Origin of the sequence: Pseudomonas sp. HN2, from assembly GCF_020736465.1 — a bacterium.
In the GTDB taxonomy this organism is placed as follows: domain Bacteria; phylum Pseudomonadota; class Gammaproteobacteria; order Pseudomonadales; family Pseudomonadaceae; genus Aquipseudomonas; species Aquipseudomonas moraviensis_A.
The window spans coordinates 1,931,515-1,950,833 of the sequence record NZ_CP085885.1; the positions used below are offsets into that span (position 1 = coordinate 1,931,515).

Consider the following 19,319-nt stretch of genomic DNA (forward strand, 5'->3'; position numbering starts at 1 on the left):
CTAGAAACGCGGGGTTAAATACTGCGACTCGCCTATCTGGTTCAAATAGGAGAACGCTGAATTTCAACCGTTTGTTTGGCGGCAAACGGCTCCCTATCGTGGCGGCTCATTCAACGATTGAGCGCAGTCACCCCTCATGCCCCGTTCCCTTGTCTCCTATTGGAAACGTGTTGCCACCAGCGGCCCGACCGTCGATGGCCGCGAGATTCTTCCCCAGGAACTGCGCGATATCGCCGAGACCTACACACCAACCAAATACACCGCTGTGATCTGGTGCGACCACGAGCGCTGGCCTGGCTCGCACGGCACCGTATTCGCTGTGCGCCTGGTTGAAGAGGGCGAAGATCTGGAGCCAGGACAAATTGCGCTGGAAGCTCAGTTAAAACCGAACGATCGCCTGCTGTACCTCAACGATCAAGGCCAAAAGCTGTTTACCAGCATTGAAATCACTCCGAATTTTGCCGGTAGCGGCAAGGCCTATCTGACCGGTCTGGCGGTAACCGATTCGCCCGCAAGCCTCGGCACCCAGGAACTCTATTTCTCTAACCGAACCAGTCGCGCCGCTTACTACGCCGCGTCGCTGGAACTCGGCCCACTGCGCGAATCCGAGCCGCAGGGCGAGATCGGCCGTCTGGCTGCAATGTTTACCCGCCTGTTCAAGCGTTTCGGCATTGACGACACCGCCGCCGAAACCACTCCGCAAACCCCAACCGAGAGCAAACCCCCAATGGATGAAGCTACCGCCACGGCTTTAAAAGCCCTGCTGGCCCAGCTGCTGGTCGTCGCCGCCGGCATTCAGGCCGTGATCGAGCCTGCCGCCGAAGACGCACCGGAACCCGATCAAGCCCCGATCGATGATGTCACTGACGCGGTGGACGAAATCGTGACCACGGCCGAAGAGGAACGCGAATTCAAGCGCACCGGCGGCGGAAACAAAGCAGTGCTGGCGGCATTGGCCAACCTGCAGAAGCAGTTCACCGAACTGAAAAACACCAGCAACGGCCGTCAGTTGCCACGCAATGCTGGTCCCGCTGACAAATCCAAAGCGCGGGTACTCTGACTATGGCCCGTTCCCTGAGCGCCTACGGCGCCAAGATGTACGCCGAAATGCAGCTGGCGATCGCCGAGACTTACGGCGTCCCGTTGTCCAGCAAGATGTTTTCCGTTGAACCGTCGATCGCCCAGGAGCTGAACGACGCCATCACCGCGAAAGCTGATTTCCTGCAGCGCATCAACGTCATTCCGGTGACCGAGATCAAAGGCGAGAAGGTGTTCATTGGCGTGTCCGGTCCTGTCACCGGCCGCACTAACACCAAGACCACCGATCGCGAAGCCAAGGATGCGTCGGAGCTGGAAAACAGCACCTACGAGTTGTCGTCAACCGAATCCGATGTGGGTCTGCCGTACGCAAAAATCGACGCCTGGGCGAAGTTTCCAGACTTCCATCAACGCTATTCCGCCGCGGTGCAGAAACAGATCGCCCTCGATCGCATCATGGTCGGCTTCCACGGCTTGAAAGCGGCTGCACAGACGGATATCGAAACGTATCCAATGCTACAGGACGTGAACAAAGGCTGGCTGCAGCAGCTGCGCGAGCAAGCCCCGCAACAAGTGCTGAAGGAAGGCAAGGAAGCGGGCAAGGTGACCTTGGGCCCGAATGGCGATTACGCCAACCTGGACGCCCTGGTTCATGACACCAAGCAAATGGTGGATGAACGTCTGCGCGACGGCGGCGATTTGATCGCCATCATCGGCACCGACCTGTTGGCGGCTGACAAAGCGAAGCTGTACGCCAAGCAGGGCGATACGCCAACCGAAAAAGAACGCATCGAAGATGCTCAAGTGATCGCCACCTACGGCGGCTTGCCAAGCTTCAGCGTACCGTTCTTTCCGGTCAACGGTGTGCTGGTCACCAGTTGGGACAACCTGTCGATCTACTTCCAGGATTCCAGCTGGCGCAAGCAAACCGTGGACAACCCGAAACGCTCCCGTGTCGAGGATTACAACAGCCGCAATGAGGGCTATGTGATCGAGCAAATGGAGAAAATCGCGCTGACCGAGAATGTGGAGCTGCTGAAGTGAGCCTGGCTCTCGCGCACAAGCGCCGCACCCTTGCCCAAGGCAGCGCTGCAGTAATTGCTGCGGCCGCGGCACCGCTGGCGTATTCGCCGGCGGAAGCCTTGAGCAGTCCAGCCAACGCGAAAAAACATCTGCTGCTGATGGAAGCCTCGCTGGATCAGGATCTGCAGCGCCTGAGCGACATCAAGGGGCTCGCCGGGCGTCAGGCACTCAAGCGCGAGGAGCTGTTGCCCAAATACCAGGACTTCATCCAGCGCTACATGGATTCGGGTTTGGTCATGCCGAACCGTGTTCTTGTCCAGGTCATGGTCTGGCTGTTCGACACCGAGCAATTTGAGGATGGCCTGGCGCTGGCTGACTTTGCGATCGAGCAGGGGCAAGAGATGCCCGAGCGGTTCAAGCGCCGTGATGTGCAGACCTTCGTCGCGGACGCCGTGATCGACTGGGCTTATGCCGAATACAACGCGCAGCGCAGCCCGGAGCCGTACCTGTCCAATCTGCTGCCACGTGTCGACGGTGAATGGGAGCTGACCGAACAGATCCCGAGCAAGTACCACAAGTTGATCGGCATGCGCGCCATGGAGGCCGAGCAGTGGGAAACCGCGCTCCAGCACCTGGAACGCTCCACCGAGCTGTACGCGAAAGCCGGCAATGAAACGCGCATTTCGAAGTGCCGCAAGGCGATCGCAAAACAAACACCCGCCGTGACCGGCGCCCAATAACCGACTACCCCCCCCAGCGGGGAACTGTGGACGTGTGTCTGCCATTCATGGCCAGCCCCACGAAAAACAGTCTCCCCGCCCTATTCGAGCGGTCAGCAATGAGCTTTTCCGGGAAACCCACCACCTTTGTGGAACAGATCATCGAGAACGACGGCTTCTGGCCGGATCTCTCCGTGTCTGAGTTTCAGAAAGGCTATCGCCTGCCGGCGGAGTTCCTGGGCGACTTGCTGACCGACGCGCTGAGCATCGCCATGGCTGAGGTCAACGACGACCTGGCCAAGCTCAAATCCAGCTGGCTCACGGCGGGCATTGCGACGGTGGAAAAGGCCGATCCGATGCTGCTGCCGGAGCGTGCCTGGAAAGCGAAGTTGTACAAACGCGCCGTTTATTGCCGTGCGAAGGCCAGCGCGCTGCAGCAGTTCGCCACCGTGACCCGCCGCGAAAGCGCCGAAAACACGGGAAAGGAAGCACCAGAGCGTGAGGATACGTTTCTAGCCTTCAGTCAGTCCGCTGTACGCGCCCTGCAGGGCCGTGGCCGCATCACGGCGAAGTTGCTATGACCAAGCTGCAGACGCTGACCGCGTATCTGTTAGAACGCCGCCTGGTTGAGCCTGAACAACTCGACAGTTTCACCGAGCAGGTGAAGCTTGCACTGATCTGGAAACCCGACGTCGACGGGATGCACCTAGGCGACATGCACTATCGCGCCGCGATCGTGCTGGAGCGCTTCGCCGACCATCCGGCGCGCTTGATGGCACTGGTGGGCAGTTGGTTGGAAAACAACGATGCCAACCGGGACCGCCACGAACTGCCGGCGCCGGAATTTCTCGTGGAGCCGGTGGATAGCGACCTTTTCGAGGTGGAAATCACGTTGGAGTTTGTCGAGCCGCAGTATCTGGCCGAAGACCCTGCCGGGGAGATCGAAGCCTTCGGCAAGAGCTGGGCCTTTGTCCCGTTTGATCTGTGGATTGCAGAGCGCGGCGAGGTGGCCACCGATGGCGGGGCGTAGCACGTTCGAACTCGACATTCGCGGTCGCTTGGGCGTACGCGAACAGTTGGCGTTGCTGAGCCTGCCGCCGCAATTGCGCCGCCGCTTGCTGAACCAGGTCACCAAACGCGTGCGGACAATGAGCCGCAAGCGAGTACGTGAACAAAAGAACCTGGACGGCACGCCCTTCGCTCCACGCAAGGGCGACAGCAAAGGCAAAAAGAAGATGGAAGCCGGCCTGGCCAAGTTGATGGTGGTCACCCGAGTGTCCGCTGATGAAGCGGAGTTGGGCTGGAAAAACGCCCTGACCCGATGGGTGGCCGCGCAGCAGCACAACGGCGTCAGTGAGCGCCGCACCGCCCAGCAGATGCGCCGATGGAACAAGACCCCACCGGGTTTGGCAGCAACCGAAAAGCAAGCCAAGCGCTTACGCCGGTTGGGATTCCGTGTGCGCCAAGCGGGAAAAAAGACGCTGACCCGGCCCTCGGTAGCGTGGATTCAGGAGCATGTGAACTACGCCAAGGCGGGGCTGCTGATCCGGATCCTGGACGACCAGCGCCGCGAAAGCACCGGAGCGCAGAGCTGGGAAATCACGCTACCGAAACGCCAATTCATCGGCGCCGAAACTGAACGCGACACCAACCTGCTGATTAACCAGGTGTTGCAACAAATTCTGAACTCACCCCGCTAACGAGGCACTGCATGGCACTCGGTCAAGTCACCGTCGACAATCTCAATCTAGGCCAGGGCGCCGTGACAGAGGTTGAGCGTTACTTTCTTTTCATCGGCCCCGCCGCCAAAAACGTCGGCCAGATCATTCCGTTGAACACCGACAGCGATCTGGACGCCGCCCTGGGCGTCCCGGCGAGCGATCTGAAAACCCAAATCACCGCCGCACGTTTGAACGGTGGCCAGCGCTGGGCCTGCATGGCGGCCCCGATCGGCCCCGAAGGCGACTGGGCCACCGCTCTGGAGAAAACCCAGCAACAAGGGGTGTCGGTGGAAGCGGTAATCGTCACAAAGCCTGTCGCCAAGGGTGACGAACTATCGGCCATGAATGACGCGGCCGTCGCCCTGAACAACACCTACGGCCGTCGTGTTTTCTTTCTGGCAAGCACCGTCGGCATCGCCGTCGACCAGACCTGGGCACAGTACCTGAGCGAGCAAAAAGCGTTGGTAGCGGGTTTGGCAGCGCCGCGCGTTTCACCGGTGCCGCAACTGCACGGTAATGACCTGGGCGTGCTGGCTGGCCGCTTGGCCAATTCGGCAGTCAGCATCGCTGATAGTCCGATGCGCGTGGCCACCGGCCCGGTGTTGGGACTTGGCGACGTGCCTATCGATATGGAGCTGATCCCGCTGCCGTCCGCTGTGCGCAGTGAACTGGATCGTGCGCGGTTCTCCGTCACCCAGACCTACCCCGACTACCCGGGCGTGTACTGGGGCGACTGCAACATGTTGGACACCCCGGGCAGTGACTTTCAGGTCGTGGAATACCTGCGCATCACCGACAAAGCCGCTCGCCTGATTCGCCCGCTGCTGATCCGCCGTGTAGCCGATCGCCGCTTGAACAGCACGCCCAACAGCATGGCGGTGAACACCAACCAACTGATGGCGCCACTACGCGCCATGGCCAAGTCCATCAAGTTCAACGGCGAGGTGTTCCCCGGTGACATCGAGCCGCCGAAAGACGGTGACCTGGTGCTGGAATGGCTCAGCAAAACCAAGGTTGCGGCTTACATCAAGCTCAAACCCCTCAACTGCCCGAAAGACCTCACGGCGAACATCGCTCTGGATCTTTCTACTGACAAAACGGAGTAACGCCCCATGGCAAAAATTGGCGGCAAGAACTTCGACGTGAGCCTGGGCGATCTGTCGCTGCACGTCGAGAGCTGCACCCTGGACATTACCGACAACTCGGCTGTGGCCCAAACCCGGGGCGTGCCTGACGGCTACGTGGAGGGTGACGTGGCCGCTGCCGGCGAACTTGAACTGGACAGCTCCAACTTTCAGTTGCTGATCGACGCGGCGCGATCGGCGGGCAGCTTCCGCAAGCTCAAGGCGTTTGACGCGGTGTTCTTCGCCAAGGCCGGCGAAGACGAGGAACTGCGCGTGGAAGCCTTCGGCTGCAAGGTGAAGATCTCCAGCTTGTTGTCGATCGATCCAAAAGGCGGCGAGAAGACCAAGCACAAAGTGCCGTTTGACGTGACTAGCCCCGACTTTATCCACATCAACGGCGTTCCGTACCTCGACGCTACCGAGATCGAGGGGATCCGTTAATGGTGGACTGGTTCGACCGCGCCCAGGAGCTGGAGCAACGCCAACGTGACCAGGCGATCAAGGCCCAGCTGCTGACGCCTGTGCCGGTCGGGCCAAGCCTGACCCATTGCCAGGACTGCGATAACGAGATCCCGCCGGCGCGGCAGGCACTGGGCGGTAAAACGCGGTGCGTCCCGTGCCAATCGGGCTTTGAGCAGAGTAAACGCTGATGACGACTGACGCCGCACGCCTCGGAACGCTGGAGCAGAGATTCGCCGTATTTGAACACCGGCTCAGCGAGTTGGAAGACCGCCACGAAACCGTGCCTACCCGCGTGACCAAGTTGGAACAGGGGTTCGAACACATGGCCGGGCAGCTGTCGGAACTGAACGCTGGCCAGCAGACGCTGACGGTCGCGGTGAATGACATCGGTGCCAAGGTCGGCCGCTTGCTGACCATTCTCACGGTGGTCGCTTCTGTGCTGCAGATGGTTGTGCCGGCACTGTTGCGGGTGTGGTTCCCATGAGCCTGCGCGGCAGGATTCAAGCCGGTGTGATTGCGCTGGCCAGCGCTCCGTTGGTGATCTTCCTGGGCACTTGGGAAGGCCGTGGCCAGAACACCGTTTATGCGGACAAGTTGGCCGGCGGACTACCCACCGTCTGCAAGGGCATCACCCGGCACACCAGCCCGTTTCCGGTCGTGGTGGGTGACTACTGGTCGCCCGAGCGTTGCGCGGAGGTGGAGCAATTGGTGATCCGCAAAACCCAGCTGCAGCTGGCCGACTGCATCACCAACCCGGACGTGAGCCAGAACACGTTCGACGCACTCACCAGTCACGGCCACAACTTCGGTGTGACCAGCACCTGCGCCAGTCGAGCGGTCGCGCTTATCAACGCCGGCCGCATCGCCGAGGGCTGCAAAGCTCTGGCATGGGCGCCGGACAGCAAGACGCCGGTATGGGCCTTTGTGACTGACGCCAAGGGCCAGAAGCGCTTTGTGCCGGGCCTGCACAACCGCCGGCTGGCCGAATCCCGGCTGTGTGCGGAGGGCTTGTGATGCTGCGCCAAGCCTTGTTCCTGGTCGTGTTGTGCCTGGTCGCCTGGATCGGTTTTGACTCGCTCGAAGGCCAGCGCGACGAAGCCAGACGCGAGCGTGATAGCGCGAAATGGGAGGCCAGCGGCCTGCGGGAAGCGGCACGCATCAGCGGCGAAATGCTCGCCGAGCGGGACGCGATCGACCAACGAAACACAAAGGTATTGAGCGATGCACTCACTGAAAACGAGCGCCTGCGCCGCGCTGTTGGCGATGGCACAGGCCGGTTGCTCGTCCGCGCCACCTGTCCCGCCACCGGATCTGTGCCCGCCACCGCCGGCACCGCCCGCGTGGCTGATGCAGGACGCGCCGAACTCGCAGCAGACGCTCGACCGGATTATTTCACCCTCCGGAATCAGCTCGCCCTAAGCCGGCAAATGATTTTCGGACTGCAGCAATACGTCCGTGGCGTGTGCCGGCGATCGCCAGCGCACCAGGACACCACTTTTTCCAACCTCAACAAGAGATCAACCCCATGAGCCAACAGAACAAAACCGAAATCACCCTGGAAGTCGGCGAACAGGAATTCACGTTCAACCTGACCCCGGCTGACGTCACCAAGTATTTCAACGCCCTGACCCAAACCAACAAGGTCGCCCCGGGCAACAACCTGTTGATGACCACCGTCAAGCAAGAGGAAAAAGCCACGCTGAAACCGTTACTGGGCAACCCGGTGATGGTGATGCAGATCGCCGGCGCGCTGCTCGAGGAGTACGCGCCCAACGTTGAGGTGATCGTAAAAAAGCGCTCGAGCACGCTGAGCGCCTAAGCGAAAACGGACTGGGCCAGTTGATGGCCCTGACGAACCGCTGGCTTCCTGGTGCCGAACCCACGCCCGAGGCGATGGGGACGGCCAAGTGGCTGGAGGACGAACACTGGAGACGCATGGAGTTCGCCGTGGCTAACGGCATCGCCCTTGCGCTGAACGGGTAACGACTTTGGCAGACCGTAGCGCCAGCCTGGCTTTCATTCTCAGCTTGCAGGACAAGGTCACCGCGCCTCTGGGCAAGGTGAAAATGGGCTTTTCCGAGCTTGCCGATCAGAGTGAAAAACACATAAAGACGATCGGGCTTGGCCTGGGCGGCGTGACCGCTGCTGTGGTCGGGATCCGGGAGTCCATGGAACCGGCGCTTGAGGTCAATCGCGCCCTGGGCGACGTCCGATCGTTGGGCGTGGCTGAGGATGCGTTATCGGCACTCAATGCCAAGTCGCTGCAGTTCGCGGTGAGCTATGGCGAGAACGCCAAGGATTTTGTGGCCTCGGCTTACCTGATCGAGGGCGCCATTAAGGGGCTTGCCGGCAACCAGCTCGCCACGTTCACCAACACCAGCAACTTACTGGCGAAGGCCACCAAGACGGACGCCGAAACTATGGGCGAATACGTCGGCACGCTCTACAACCTGCAGAAGTCCCAAGCGGATGCGATGGGGAAGGGCGCGTGGGTGGAAAAACTCGGCGGGCAAACGGCGCTGGCCGTGCAGCTGTTTCGTACCAGCGGCGCCGCGATGAAAGACGCCTTCAAGGAGGCCGGCGCGATCGCCACCACATCCGGCGTCGACCTTGCCGAACAGATGGCGGTAATCGGCACGCTGAGCAGCACCATGGAGGGCGGCGACGCCGGCGGACGCTACAAAGCGTTTTTCGAGAACATCGGCGCCGCATCGGAAAAGCTCGGCATGCAGTTCACTGATCAGCAGGGCAAAGTCCTGCCGATGATGGCGATTCTGGACAAGCTGCAGGGCAAGTTCGGTGATCTGACCAGCGCGTCGGCCGGGGCCAAGTTAATGGAGGCCTTCGGCGGCGAAGGCGCCCAGGTGATTGGCGCGCTGGCCAAGGACACCGATCGACTGCGCAACGGCATCGAGCAGTTGGGCAAGGTGCGCGGTCTGGAAAATGCCGAGCAGATGGCCAGGGCGATGGTCGATCCGTGGCAGCAGTGGGCGTCTCTGGTCGAGGTCATGCGTGTGGTGTTTGGCCAGGTGCTGATCCCGGTATTGACGCCGTTCATGAGCAAGATGGTCGGCATCGGCAAAACCCTGGTGCGCTGGTCGCAGCTGTTTCCCAACATCACCCGTGTGATCGGCATCACCGCACTGACCATCATGGCCATCGTCGGCGCCATGTCGTTGTTGACCGTGGTGGTCGGGGTTGCGCGGATGACCTGGCTGGGCCTGTTATCGGTGTGGAAGGTTGTTCAGCTGCTCAACCTGCGCACTGTCGCCGGCTTCGTCCTGCAGAAACTGGCGATCCTGGCGTACATGGCCGTGATCTATACGCTCAGTGCCGGCCTTGCCCTGGTGCGCGGCGCCATGCTGCTGTGGCAGGGAGCGATCTGGCTGGTCAACGCGGCGTTGTTGGCCAACCCCATGGTGTGGATTGTGGTCGGTGTTCTCGCTCTGGTGGCCGTCATTGTTGCGGCGGTCTACTACTGGGACGAATGGACATCTGCACTGATGAACACGGCCGCGTTCCAGTTCGTCGCTGACAAGCTGCAGAAGCTATCCGACTGGTTTAACTCCATGGGCGGTTGGTCAGGCATGGCCAAGGCCGCATGGGACAGCATCGTCGGCATTTTCACCAAGGCCGTAAGCGGCGTGATCGAGCTGCTGAACAGCATCCCGGGCGTGAACATCGAAGCGCGTTTCGGCGGCATGCCTGAAGTGCCCGGCGTTGATGCCGCGACCAATGCCGCCGACACCGCCAACGCTGCGCAGAAAGCCCAGCAAACCATCAACGCGGCAATCCCCAGCCTTTCCCCGGCACGCCCTTCGGCGGTGCCACCCGGCGGCTTGCTGACCAGCATCCAGAACAACAACAGCAGCCAGAACAAGGGCACACATGTGGAGAACGTGAACATTCACACCAGCAAACCAATGAACCCGCTGGAGGTGGAAAACATGGTGGCTATGGCGGTCGGCGGATGAGCGAGTACGTAGACGTGTTGATCGTGAACAACGACCTGGCACTGGATCCATCCCACCAGCCGCTGTTGGTCGATGACCGCGCCTGCATCGCCCAGGACATCGCTCACATGATCCGCGACAGCGGGTTGCTGGTGACGATGGTGGCCGAGCGCGATCGGCTGCGGCAGCGCGACTGCATCCAGCAACTGGAACTGTTGGTGGAGGACGACCAGCGCCTGGTGCCGGGCACGGCACGCATCACCCAGCAGGAACCAGGCGTGTACCTGGTCACTGCGAAAACCCTGAAATTTGGTTCGATTGAGGTAAGTCTGTGAGCCAGGTCGATTTTAAAAAGGTGATCGCCGACGCCGGCATACCGACCACCGAGGCCGGATTGAAGGCCGCGTGGGAAAAGGAAGTCGAAGCCCAAGGCGCGAAGGTGGCCAACACCAGCAGTTATTCGCCGTTCTGGCGAGTGATGACCGCGCTGGTGACCAAACCGGTTTTGTGGCTGTTGGACTTTCTGTGCCTGACGGTGCTGCCTAACTTCTTTGTGAAAACGGCGGTGGACGCCTGGCTGGACATGCTCGCCTGGGCGGTCAACGTCGAGCGTAAAGGCGCCACCAAAGCGCAAGGGAAATTGCTGTTCACCCGCGCCTTACCGGACGGCGTCATGGAGCTGGAAAAAGGCATTGTGGTGCAGTCGGCCGCCATCAACGGCAACGTGTACAAACTGATTACCACGGCGCCGGCGACGTTCGTAGTAGGCCAGCTGCAGCTGGAAGTCCCGGTGGAGGCGATCGAATCCGGCAGTGGCTTCAATCTCGCCCCGGGTTACTACGCCATCCTGCCCGTGCCCATCCCAGGCATCGTCCAGGTAGTGAACAAGGACGGTTGGCTGGAATCACCTGGTGCGGATCCGGAGCCGAACGACCAACTGCGTTTGCGCGTGCGCAATCAGTTCTCGGCGGTGAACCAGTGGCACACCGACGCGGTGTATCGCGCCATGATTTCCGCGTTCCCAGGCGTTCGTCCGGACGGCGTCTACTTCGAACACGGCGCACCTCGTGGGCCGGGCAGTGCGAACGCGTTCGTGTTGTTTGATGCGGGCGTGCCGGCGGCGACTTATCTGGAGCAAATCAATTCGCACATCCGCGACCAGGGCAACCATGGCCACGGCGATGATCTGCTGGCCATGGTGATGCCAGAGGTGCCTATCAGTTTCGAAATGGATCTGTGGCCGCAACCGAACCTAAGCGCCGAGCAGATCGACACGCTGATGAGTGAGATCGAGCTGTTCATACGGGCCGCGTTTCGTGAAAGCACGCCCCGCGACTATCAGCCGACGCTGACCTACCCCCAGTCGCGTTTCAGCTTTAGTCGACTGGCTGAGGAATTGCACCAGCGGTTTGCCGATATCGCCTCACTGCGGTTTACCCCCGGCGTCGACATCACCAGTGGTTTGGACATCCCACGCCTGACGTCGCTGAAGGTGAACGTGCAATGAACAAACTGAAACTGCCGTTCTGGCTTGGCGGTACCGAGCTTTCAAAACTGGTCGCTGCTGCACAGGCGTGGTGGGAAACCGTCACCGGGTGGCTGCGCTGGCCCTACTCGCAGATCGATCCCGACAGCTGCCACATGAGCATCCTTGAGCTGTGGGCCTGGCAGCGGGACGTGACGCGCTTCAAGGGAGAACCCGAGTCCTTGTTTCGACTGCGCGTGAAATACGCGTTTATCAACTCGGTCGACGCCGGCAGCACCGCCGGGTTGAAACGCATTTTCGAGCGACTGGGCGTGGGTTACGTCGAGATCGAGGAACGCCAGCCCGACCGCGATTGGGACGTGGTGCTGCTGAAGTTCAGCAACGCTCAGTTGTCGCTTAATCCCGAACTTCTGCGCGTGCTGATCCAGCAATACGGTCGAACGTGCCGGCGCTACGACTTCGTCACCATCACCCCCGTGGGGCTGCAAATTGCCCTGATCGACTTCAACGACGACCAGCAAACGCTGGTTGCCAGCCTGTAGGAGCGCACCGTGAGCGCCAGTATTACCTTGGCCGGCGAAAGCCAAATCGCCCTTAAACAAAGCCAGCAAAAGCCGCTGATCGTCAGCCGATTCATCTTTGCGAATGTGCCCGGGCTTGATCCGACCGCGCCGCTCGATCGCGCTGCAGGCAAGCCACCGGCTGCGCAGATCGTTCACGTCTACATGATCCCGGAAAAGAACGCGGGTTACGTGAACCCGAACCAGGTGGTGTACAGCGCACAGCTGGGGTCAGACGTCGGGGATTGGGACTTCAATTGGGTAGGGCTTGAGGACGCCGACGGCATTTTGTTCGCGGCGTCGTCAGTGCCGCTGCAACAGAAACGCAGAAACATCCCGCCGGAACAGATCGGCAACAACGTCACCCGCAATTTTCTGGTGGCCTTCGACGGCGCCATGAAACTGACCGGTGTAAAGATCGATGCCAGCACCTGGCAGCATGACTTCACGGTGCGCCTGGCCGGCATCGATGAGCGCGAGCGTCTGAGCAATCGCAACCTCTACGGGCGTGCGTTCTTTTTCAGTAACTCGCTGATGTTCGAAAAGACAGACGCCGGCTACTACCAGATCAATGGTGGCACGGCCTACGTCGAAGGCATCCGCGTGGCAATTGCGAAGTCAGAAGCGGTCCCCGGCGCCATTCCAGTAGGTAAGGTCTGGTTGGACGTTTGTCTTGAGCGTCAATTGAACGATCGGGTGGCTGTGTGGAAAGTGGTATTCGGTGAACAGGCCGATTACACCGATGCCGCCGGCGTGCGCCATTACTGCGTGCCGATCGCTGATTTCATTTCACCCAGCACTATCGTGGATTTGCGGGACGCCGAGCCAGTCGGCGGTGCTTTGATCAAATATCTGGCATCCCGTACCGGCGACTATCCGCTGCTGCGTGCCCGGGCCACGACCAAAGCAGACGTCGGACTGGGCAATCTGCCCAATGCAATCAGCGACGATCCAGCAACCAACAGCAGCGAGATCGTGGCGTCGACCGCCGCCCTGAACAAGCTACAAAAACAGGTCGGGGATTCGATGACCGGCATGGTGGCAGCGTTCGCAATGACCGCTGCCCCGGCGGGATGGCTGAAATGCAACGGTGCGGCGGTTTCCCGCACGACATACGCACAGCTTTTTGCCTGGCTTGGGACGCACTACGGCGCCGGCGATGGTTCGACCACGTTCAATTTGCCTGACATGCGCGGCCTGTTTCCTCGTGGCTGGGACGACGGGCGCGGGCTGGATCCTGGCCGAGCGTTCGGGGTGTACCAGGACATGATGATCCACTCTCACGCGCACTCGGCCTCAGCGGCATCAGTTGGAGACCACCTGCACGCGGCATGGACAGATGCGCAAGGCAACCACATCCACAGTGCCTGGACTGATGCTCAAGGCAACCATGACCACGGTTTTCGCGTAGTCGATAACGGCGCCGGTGTGAACGTCGGCTATCCGGCCGGCGGCAGCGTATGGACGGAGCTTGAAATCGGTGGCGGTAAAAACGCCGATGGCCGGCCGATGCGCACTGACTACCAGGGCAACCACGCACACAACATCGGCGTCGGTGCCGCTGGTCAGCATGCGCACAACGTGGGTGTTGGAGGCGGCGGCGCGCACACGCACGCAATTGTCGTAACTGCTTCGGGCGGCACCGAAACCCGGCCTCGAAACATGGCCCTTAATTACTGCATCAAGTATTGAGATCGAGCATGACTGAAAAACTCGTGTATCAAACCGATCACCGCGGCATTTTCGTCGGTACGGTATTGGCTGACGAATCGCCTCTGGAGGCGGGTGTTTACCTGATTCCTGGCGGCTGCGTCGAAGCAGAGCCGCCTGCGGTACCGGAACACAAAGCCGCATGGTGGAACGGCAAGGCCTGGCAGTTGGTGGACTACTTCGGTGGCGTCGTGGTGTACAGCACGGACACCGGCGAGCCACGAACATTGGAGGGCTTCGAAGCAGTGCCTGCGGGCTTTACCATGGAGAAGCCCGGGCCGAACCAGATCTGGAAGAATGGCAAGTGGGTAGATGACATCGACGCCGTGCTGGCGGCTCTTCGTGACCAGAAGCTGCAGACGATTACCACTGGCTGCGCGGACTACGTTGCGGGCGGTTTCACTTCCAGCGCCCTGGGCGAACCATATCGGTACAGCAGCGCGATCGACGACCAAGTGAATTTAAACGGCCAGGTGCTGATGGGTCTGGACGACGTCTACCCATGCTATGACGTCGATCAGATGTTGGCCTTCCGACCGCACACTATCGAACAACTGCAAAAAGTCAGCCTCGACCTGGTGCGCTTCCGGCAAGCGGCGCAGCAGCACGCGGAAACATTACGCCAAGCTGTGGCGAAGGCCCAAAAAACCAAAGATCTGAAGGCAATGAAAGCCATCACCTGGACGCCGCCGGCATGACCTGGGCACCGGTGACGATGCGCTGGCCGGAGCAGGCCACGCAGTGGTTGGGCGGACTGTCAGCGGCCAAGGATCTGGCAGGCGGCGAACTGGCAAGCACCGCCCAGCGCCTGGCTGGCCTGAGTGGACTGGCCAATACCAACCCGGGGCCGGTCGGTGATGCAGCAAAAGGCGCGATTGCGGCCGGACGCGCAGCGCTGGCCGAGCAGTTGGGCCAGGTGCCGGCTTGCCTAGTGGTGACACCGTTCCAAAGCGGTGTTGGCCAGGGTGCGGGTTATCAGCGCTTTCTGTCTGCGCCTAACGCCTTGGAACATCTCGCCAAGAAACTGGAAGACGCCAGCGACAGCGGGCGCCCGACCGGGCCGCAACACGCACTGTCGATCCTGTTCCTGGGCACGCGGCTGGAACAGCTGGCCAGCAGCTTGGCGCGATTCAATGCACTGCTGCCGATTCCTGATCTGGTGCGCACCGAGCGCAGGGCGCAACACCTGGTGAAACTGGAGAGCGAAAAGTGGGAAATCCCCGGCGCCGGAACTCTACCGCGTTGGCAGGGTTTGCCGCTGGAGCGTTGCACGGTGGTCAAAGCTGCCAAACAGTCCATGGCGGGGCAGATAGCCGTGCTGGAAGGCTACGCCGCTGACAGCTCGCCGTTGGCCGATCTGGCAGCGCTGGCAGCTCGCAAGAGCGCCCAGCAGCAGGGGCGAGATAAGCAATTGGCTGACCTGAAAGACCTGCTGGCCGGGGGCAATCCTGACGTCAGCATGCGCGCGCGGATGATCGGCCCAGGCACTGCCGGCGAATTACGCCGCGAACTGTTGGCCGGCGATGCCCCGGGCCACGAATGGATTCAGTGCGCCGGAGTTCTGTTGGTCGGCAGCAAAGAAGGATTGAGCTTTGTGCGGGAACTGGTGGGCCTATGACGCTGCTACTCGACGGACAAAAAGTCCAGGGCAAGAACCTCAAGGTCACGGCCAACCTGCGAATCGAAAGCGGCGACATGTCCGGCCAGACCAGCAACACCGACAAGGCGCACAAGGGCTTCAAGCCCAAGACGCTGGCGGTCTCGCTGATGATTCCCTTTGTGGATAAAACCCAGCTGACGGATCTGTTGCGCATGGCTGAAGCCACCGCCGGCGGCGGTCAGTTGCATCTGTATCGGATTGTGAACGACACGGCCGAAACCTTCGGCGTGCGTCAGGTGGAGTTCTCCGACGGCGTCAGTGCGCGGGAAGCCGACACACTGAAAGCCTGGCTTGTGCAATTCACACTGAGCGAACGCGAATCGAACCCGGAGAAAGTCGAAGGCCGGCGCGCCAGCAACAAGGTAGACGCCCAAGGCGCCCCGGGCAGTGCGGTCGGCGAAGGCGGCGCCGGCAACGGTGATAGAACCAGCGATAACCCCGCGCTGAGCGGCTTTGAAAAAGTGCTGGGACGGGTGGATAAGTGGCTGGGCGGGAGTGAGCAGACGTGAAACTGCACAAGATACTTTCCATCAACGGCGCCCCGATCGTTCTCATCAAGGAGGACGTCAGGCTGGACGCTACCAGCCCCGGCCGGGCGAACTTCACAGTTCAATCCTCTGTGCCGCTGAAAGGGCTGGTGACGCTGGATATCGGCTACAACGAGGGCACGCTGCAACGGCACTTTATCGGCTACGTCGAGCGCTGCACGGCCGCTAACGCGGTCGAACAGGTGCTGTTCTGTCGTGAGCTGGCCGCCGTGCTGGCCAACCCGTTGCCGTTGAACCTGCGTCATGTGGATCTGCGCGCTGTGTTGGCCGAGGTCAGCGAACAAACCGGGCTGCGCTTCCGCGTTCCGGATCAACCATACGCCAGCGTGAAGGCGCCGTACTTCTACAGCCTCGCCGCCGGTTACCAGGCGATGGACAGTCTGGCCCGGGTATTCAGCATTCCCGACTTCACCTGGCACCAGCTGGGCAACGGTGAAGTGTTCACTGGCAGTTGGGCTGACAGTTTTTTCGGCGCCCGTGCGCCGCTGCAAATCCCCACGGAGCTGTTCGACGGCTACCAAGGTAACCAGAGCGCAATGGTCGCGGCCCTTCCCGGCGTGCGACCAGGTGCAACGATCAACAACGGCGCGCGTATCACCACGGTGGCGCTCGCCAATGACCAGATGGCCATCCGATGGACGACGCAATCCGGCGCGCTGTAGAGCGCCAATTCCCCGAACTCACCGGTGGTTACCACCTGCCGCGTTTTGCCCGGGTTACCGCCGTGGCCGACGCGCCGGCGGACGCCGGACTGTGCGACGACTTCCGTCCGCGCTACGCCGTCGACATCGAGGTGCTTGGCCCTGACGATGAACCAGACCCAGCCATGCCGCCGCTCTCTGGTGTTCCGTTACCGCTGCCCACCGGTGGCGAGGAAATGGGCATTTATGCCTTTCCGGAGGAAGGCACGCGGGTGGTGGTGTGCTTCGCCTACGGTCTGCCGAACAAGCCCTACATCCAATCGATTTTGCCGCACGGCCTGAGTATGCCCAAGGTGCCGAAGGGAGATCAGGTGTGGCAGCACAGCGAGGCCGCCCAACAACGTGTCGACGCCGACGGCAATTGGCTGCGCCAGACTGATGGCAAGATCCGAGATCAGGCAATCGAGCGCGAAGTCGAAGCCCTGGACAACCGCGAGCAGTTCCAGAGCCACACGCAGACGATTGATGACCACTCGACCGAGTCGGTAGGAGGAGTGAAGACCATCGAGGCGCTGGGCGCGCTCAAGCTGATGTCGGGCGGATCCGCGAACTTGGCGGCAGTGAACGATTTGCACCAGGCAACCGGGCGTGACCTGAACCTGGTGGTGGGTCAAAAGCATAACACCACGGTCGGTGGCGACATGGAGGAACGGATTGAAGGATTACGTCAAAGCTTGTCTGGAATTGGTCAGAGGCTAGAGGCACCAAAAAACTGGATCGGATCGGAGGATGTCAATTTATTCAGCATAGTATGCGAAGCCTTGGAACTACTTGAGAATATGAATTTGCAGTTATCAGTACATACCCACGGGCCAAGCCCACTGCCCTCAAACGCAACGTACTTCGTTGATAAAGCCGCCCACGCGACGACTCTAGGGGGGGAATTAAAGGCCATCACATTCTAAATGAGCTAAAGGTTCTTTTTTTACAAGGTTTGGATAGATCAAACTCATCCAAGAAATAGGTTTTTCGGCAGTGTGGAACTTTAGATACTCCCTTATGGCATTTATTTTTGGAAAATTTTCAGCGGTAGAATTGAGTTGTGCGATTGCCATCGCATGATCGCCTGTTATTCTATATTTTTCAGCGAGAGCTAAGCCTAGGCCTGCTTCCAATCTGTGTGGAAGTCTAAATCCAGTTTTTTTGAATCGGGTTTTATAATATTTCTTAAATTCTCTTTCTTGAATTGTAACAGGCCATCCAGTATCTACCCCAAAAACCATAGCCATGATCAATACTTGGATTGATGGTGATTCAGAAAGTTTGTGATCGATTTTGGTCAGCTCTATTATAGGTCTGAATCGTTCGGCGATGAGAGCGTTAAACAATGCTGCCAATGTCACAATCGAAGTGCGCTGAGCTTGAGAGAGATTTTCTTTGATAGCAAACCCTTTTTCTATGACATTCTTGACGTCATAAAGCGTACCTGCGGGATATTTGTAAAAAAAATCATCTAAAAGTGTCACAAATCCAGAAAAATACATGCTGCACGTATCTTTGCCTATCCCATCTGCTCTGGTGATCCAGGTAGAAGGACAAAGTTTCATTCTGGCTATGTTGGGGTTGTCAATGTTGTAGTCGCAGGGTTCGTGCTCAACTTTTTTTTGTTTGCGAATGAATTCCTTTATTACAGCTCTTGCCAATCGAGTTAAGCCTTGTATAGTCAGGATGGGCTTTTCATCGATGAGAGTAATTTCCCCAGTTCCAGAGAAATGGCTAAATTCTCGAGGGAGGGCTTTAAGCTCGTGGACGTACTTCGATCTTGTTCCGTACAAATTAGATAATGCGCTTTCTAAGTCAGCCTTCCCAATCGGGTTTTCTTCTTTGTCAGCGTAATGGGTGAAGTACGCTGCGGGAATATGACTCAAAATGAAGTGATTGAATTTTTTTGTGAGCGACAGGTGTTCGCTTTCGACAATGACGCGCTTCAAGTTTTCTGAGGTTTCTTTGTCGAGCGCTCCTAAAATTGCCTCAAGCTTCGTTCTTTTTCCTTCTTCTACATCGCTCCATTGGGAGGTATAAGCTCCGGAATCTTGGACTAGTGCTTCAATTGACATTACAAGTAGAGTATAGGCAAGATCTAGGTTTTCGCTAAGACGATGAGTGGCGGTAATGTACGTTCTAATCGCTTTTATCGCTTTTAGATAATATTTTCTTTGAAGTCCATGTAGTTCTGTTGTGAGTTTTTTTAGTTCATCAATTTCCGCGCTTGTTATATGGATGTCTTTTTCAAATAGCCTTTTTATAAGCTTTTTTGGCGGCGTCGAACCTGGTCGAGGATTCTCGTTTAATAGTCTGTTTGCGAGTTCTACATCAGGAGTGCATACGGTGTTGAGAGAAAATGCAAGAATGTCTGCGAAATCGCCAAGGTAAATGTCAATGGTATTCGAATATAATATCCCAGGCCCGGGACCGAAATATTCAATATTTTCCTTTATTTCGCACGATATTACGTTCGGCTGTCTTTGCATGGAAGTTGGGTATATTCTTCCAAATACCGTTTCGATTTCGCTTTCGACATGAATTGTCATGTTGGTGTAAAGAACGCCACGCAACAAGTTCGAATGGCTAATATGATTGGTGAAAAGCTTGCCGGTGCTTGCTTGTAACATAT

25 protein-coding genes are annotated in these 19,319 nt (G+C 59.1%); 24 read left to right on the plus strand and 1 reads right to left on the minus strand.

Annotation, left to right across the window (positions count from 1 at the left end):
- The first annotated feature begins 136 nt into the window (after positions 1-136).
- The 24 genes from LIS66_RS08600 (at position 137) to LIS66_RS08720 (ending at position 17,610) form a co-directional block, all read left to right on the plus strand.
- Positions 137-1,060 carry a GPO family capsid scaffolding protein gene (locus LIS66_RS08600; RefSeq protein WP_227973992.1) on the plus strand — a complete coding sequence of 308 codons (924 nt, stop codon included), beginning with the start codon at positions 137-139 and terminating at the stop codon, positions 1,058-1,060.
- A gap of 2 nt (positions 1,061-1,062) precedes the next feature.
- The gene (locus LIS66_RS08605) at positions 1,063-2,082 is read left to right on the plus strand and encodes a phage major capsid protein, P2 family (RefSeq protein ID WP_227973993.1); all 1,020 of its coding nucleotides are present in this window, start codon (positions 1,063-1,065) and stop codon (positions 2,080-2,082) included.
- Positions 2,079-2,801 (plus strand): phage terminase small subunit, encoded by a 723-nt coding sequence (gpM, locus tag LIS66_RS08610; protein ID WP_227973994.1) that lies wholly within the window; start codon positions 2,079-2,081, stop codon positions 2,799-2,801. Before LIS66_RS08605 ends, gpM begins: the two co-directional genes overlap by 4 nt.
- A 98-nt stretch (positions 2,802-2,899) precedes the next feature.
- The gene (locus tag LIS66_RS08615) at positions 2,900-3,361 is read left to right on the plus strand and encodes a head completion/stabilization protein (protein WP_227973995.1); all 462 of its coding nucleotides are present in this window, start codon (positions 2,900-2,902) and stop codon (positions 3,359-3,361) included.
- Positions 3,358-3,810 carry a phage tail protein gene (locus tag LIS66_RS08620; RefSeq protein WP_227973996.1) on the plus strand — a complete coding sequence of 151 codons (453 nt, stop codon included), beginning with the start codon at positions 3,358-3,360 and terminating at the stop codon, positions 3,808-3,810. Before LIS66_RS08615 ends, LIS66_RS08620 begins: the two co-directional genes overlap by 4 nt.
- Positions 3,797-4,480 (plus strand): phage virion morphogenesis protein, encoded by a 684-nt coding sequence (locus LIS66_RS08625; protein WP_227973997.1) that lies wholly within the window; start codon positions 3,797-3,799, stop codon positions 4,478-4,480. The genes LIS66_RS08620 and LIS66_RS08625 overlap by 14 nt, the downstream gene beginning before the upstream one ends.
- An 11-nt stretch (positions 4,481-4,491) precedes the next feature.
- Positions 4,492-5,607, plus strand: coding sequence for a DUF2586 domain-containing protein (locus LIS66_RS08630; RefSeq protein WP_227973998.1), 1,116 nt, complete (start codon positions 4,492-4,494; stop codon positions 5,605-5,607).
- A gap of 6 nt (positions 5,608-5,613) precedes the next feature.
- Positions 5,614-6,066, plus strand: coding sequence for a phage protein (locus LIS66_RS08635; protein WP_071173507.1), 453 nt, complete (start codon positions 5,614-5,616; stop codon positions 6,064-6,066).
- Positions 6,066-6,275: a TraR/DksA family transcriptional regulator gene (locus LIS66_RS08640; protein ID WP_227973999.1), complete on the plus strand. Its 210-nt coding sequence runs from the start codon at positions 6,066-6,068 to the stop codon at positions 6,273-6,275. Before LIS66_RS08635 ends, LIS66_RS08640 begins: the two co-directional genes overlap by 1 nt.
- Complete coding sequence (locus LIS66_RS08645; protein ID WP_039756531.1) at positions 6,275-6,571, plus strand: hypothetical protein; 297 nt, start codon at positions 6,275-6,277, stop codon at positions 6,569-6,571. The genes LIS66_RS08640 and LIS66_RS08645 overlap by 1 nt, the downstream gene beginning before the upstream one ends.
- Positions 6,568-7,101 (plus strand): lysozyme, encoded by a 534-nt coding sequence (locus tag LIS66_RS08650; RefSeq protein ID WP_227974495.1) that lies wholly within the window; start codon positions 6,568-6,570, stop codon positions 7,099-7,101. The genes LIS66_RS08645 and LIS66_RS08650 overlap by 4 nt, the downstream gene beginning before the upstream one ends.
- Entirely contained in the window at positions 7,101-7,616 is a 516-nt protein-coding gene (locus tag LIS66_RS27710) for a lysis protein (RefSeq protein ID WP_265583218.1), read from the plus strand. The genes LIS66_RS08650 and LIS66_RS27710 overlap by 1 nt, the downstream gene beginning before the upstream one ends.
- Positions 7,613-7,906 carry a putative phage tail assembly chaperone gene (locus LIS66_RS08665; protein ID WP_227974000.1) on the plus strand — a complete coding sequence of 98 codons (294 nt, stop codon included), beginning with the start codon at positions 7,613-7,615 and terminating at the stop codon, positions 7,904-7,906. The genes LIS66_RS27710 and LIS66_RS08665 overlap by 4 nt, the downstream gene beginning before the upstream one ends.
- 23 nt (positions 7,907-7,929) lie before the next feature.
- On the plus strand, positions 7,930-8,070 hold the full coding sequence (locus LIS66_RS08670; protein WP_039013052.1) for a DUF6890 family protein: 141 nt from the start codon (positions 7,930-7,932) through the stop codon (positions 8,068-8,070).
- A gap of 5 nt (positions 8,071-8,075) precedes the next feature.
- Positions 8,076-10,061 carry a phage tail tape measure protein gene (locus LIS66_RS08675; protein ID WP_227974001.1) on the plus strand — a complete coding sequence of 662 codons (1,986 nt, stop codon included), beginning with the start codon at positions 8,076-8,078 and terminating at the stop codon, positions 10,059-10,061.
- Positions 10,058-10,375: a DUF2590 family protein gene (locus tag LIS66_RS08680; RefSeq protein WP_227974002.1), complete on the plus strand. Its 318-nt coding sequence runs from the start codon at positions 10,058-10,060 to the stop codon at positions 10,373-10,375. The genes LIS66_RS08675 and LIS66_RS08680 overlap by 4 nt, the downstream gene beginning before the upstream one ends.
- Positions 10,372-11,547: a baseplate J/gp47 family protein gene (locus LIS66_RS08685; protein WP_227974003.1), complete on the plus strand. Its 1,176-nt coding sequence runs from the start codon at positions 10,372-10,374 to the stop codon at positions 11,545-11,547. Before LIS66_RS08680 ends, LIS66_RS08685 begins: the two co-directional genes overlap by 4 nt.
- A complete protein-coding gene (locus tag LIS66_RS08690; protein ID WP_227974004.1) occupies positions 11,544-12,068 on the plus strand; it encodes a phage tail protein in 525 nt (174 codons plus the stop codon). Before LIS66_RS08685 ends, LIS66_RS08690 begins: the two co-directional genes overlap by 4 nt.
- Positions 12,069-12,077: 9 nt before the next feature.
- Positions 12,078-13,778: a phage tail protein gene (locus tag LIS66_RS08695; protein WP_227974005.1), complete on the plus strand. Its 1,701-nt coding sequence runs from the start codon at positions 12,078-12,080 to the stop codon at positions 13,776-13,778.
- Positions 13,779-13,786: 8 nt separating this feature from the next.
- Positions 13,787-14,494: a hypothetical protein gene (locus LIS66_RS08700; RefSeq protein ID WP_227974006.1), complete on the plus strand. Its 708-nt coding sequence runs from the start codon at positions 13,787-13,789 to the stop codon at positions 14,492-14,494.
- Entirely contained in the window at positions 14,491-15,414 is a 924-nt protein-coding gene (locus LIS66_RS08705; protein ID WP_227974007.1) for a hypothetical protein, read from the plus strand. The genes LIS66_RS08700 and LIS66_RS08705 overlap by 4 nt, the downstream gene beginning before the upstream one ends.
- The gene (locus tag LIS66_RS08710; RefSeq protein ID WP_227974008.1) at positions 15,411-15,965 is read left to right on the plus strand and encodes a DNA-binding protein; all 555 of its coding nucleotides are present in this window, start codon (positions 15,411-15,413) and stop codon (positions 15,963-15,965) included. Before LIS66_RS08705 ends, LIS66_RS08710 begins: the two co-directional genes overlap by 4 nt.
- Positions 15,962-16,666 (plus strand): hypothetical protein, encoded by a 705-nt coding sequence (locus LIS66_RS08715; protein WP_227974009.1) that lies wholly within the window; start codon positions 15,962-15,964, stop codon positions 16,664-16,666. The genes LIS66_RS08710 and LIS66_RS08715 overlap by 4 nt, the downstream gene beginning before the upstream one ends.
- Complete coding sequence (locus LIS66_RS08720) at positions 16,639-17,610, plus strand: hypothetical protein (protein WP_227974010.1); 972 nt, start codon at positions 16,639-16,641, stop codon at positions 17,608-17,610. The genes LIS66_RS08715 and LIS66_RS08720 overlap by 28 nt, the downstream gene beginning before the upstream one ends.
- Here the strand turns inward: LIS66_RS08720 and LIS66_RS08725 are convergent.
- A complete protein-coding gene (locus LIS66_RS08725) occupies positions 17,590-19,317 on the minus strand; it encodes a hypothetical protein (protein WP_227974011.1) in 1,728 nt (575 codons plus the stop codon). The two genes, LIS66_RS08720 and LIS66_RS08725, sit on opposite strands and share 21 nt — an antisense overlap.
- Positions 19,318-19,319 lie beyond the last annotated feature (2 nt).

Bases quoted from the DNA above. Each gene is read 5' to 3' on its own strand.
- LIS66_RS08705 (WP_227974007.1), top strand. From the start codon at position 14,491: ATGACCTGGGCACCGGTGACGATGCGCTGGCCGGAGCAGGCCACGCAG.
- LIS66_RS08605 (WP_227973993.1), top strand. From the start codon at position 1,063: ATGGCCCGTTCCCTGAGCGCCTACGGCGCCAAGATGTACGCCGAAATG.
- LIS66_RS08645 (WP_039756531.1), top strand. From the start codon at position 6,275: ATGACGACTGACGCCGCACGCCTCGGAACGCTGGAGCAGAGATTCGCC.
- LIS66_RS08720 (WP_227974010.1), top strand. From the start codon at position 16,639: ATGGACGACGCAATCCGGCGCGCTGTAGAGCGCCAATTCCCCGAACTC.
- LIS66_RS08665 (WP_227974000.1), top strand. From the start codon at position 7,613: ATGAGCCAACAGAACAAAACCGAAATCACCCTGGAAGTCGGCGAACAG.
- LIS66_RS08725 (WP_227974011.1), bottom strand. From the start codon at position 19,317: ATGTTACAAGCAAGCACCGGCAAGCTTTTCACCAATCATATTAGCCAT.
- LIS66_RS08690 (WP_227974004.1), top strand. From the start codon at position 11,544: ATGAACAAACTGAAACTGCCGTTCTGGCTTGGCGGTACCGAGCTTTCA.
- LIS66_RS08630 (WP_227973998.1), top strand. From the start codon at position 4,492: ATGGCACTCGGTCAAGTCACCGTCGACAATCTCAATCTAGGCCAGGGC.
- LIS66_RS08700 (WP_227974006.1), top strand. From the start codon at position 13,787: ATGACTGAAAAACTCGTGTATCAAACCGATCACCGCGGCATTTTCGTC.
- LIS66_RS08650 (WP_227974495.1), top strand. From the start codon at position 6,568: ATGAGCCTGCGCGGCAGGATTCAAGCCGGTGTGATTGCGCTGGCCAGC.
- LIS66_RS08640 (WP_227973999.1), top strand. From the start codon at position 6,066: ATGGTGGACTGGTTCGACCGCGCCCAGGAGCTGGAGCAACGCCAACGT.
- LIS66_RS08620 (WP_227973996.1), top strand. From the start codon at position 3,358: ATGACCAAGCTGCAGACGCTGACCGCGTATCTGTTAGAACGCCGCCTG.
- LIS66_RS08635 (WP_071173507.1), top strand. From the start codon at position 5,614: ATGGCAAAAATTGGCGGCAAGAACTTCGACGTGAGCCTGGGCGATCTG.
- LIS66_RS08710 (WP_227974008.1), top strand. From the start codon at position 15,411: ATGACGCTGCTACTCGACGGACAAAAAGTCCAGGGCAAGAACCTCAAG.
- LIS66_RS27710 (WP_265583218.1), top strand. From the start codon at position 7,101: ATGCTGCGCCAAGCCTTGTTCCTGGTCGTGTTGTGCCTGGTCGCCTGG.
- LIS66_RS08680 (WP_227974002.1), top strand. From the start codon at position 10,058: ATGAGCGAGTACGTAGACGTGTTGATCGTGAACAACGACCTGGCACTG.
- LIS66_RS08625 (WP_227973997.1), top strand. From the start codon at position 3,797: ATGGCGGGGCGTAGCACGTTCGAACTCGACATTCGCGGTCGCTTGGGC.
- LIS66_RS08600 (WP_227973992.1), top strand. From the start codon at position 137: ATGCCCCGTTCCCTTGTCTCCTATTGGAAACGTGTTGCCACCAGCGGC.
- LIS66_RS08615 (WP_227973995.1), top strand. From the start codon at position 2,900: ATGAGCTTTTCCGGGAAACCCACCACCTTTGTGGAACAGATCATCGAG.
- LIS66_RS08670 (WP_039013052.1), top strand. From the start codon at position 7,930: ATGGCCCTGACGAACCGCTGGCTTCCTGGTGCCGAACCCACGCCCGAG.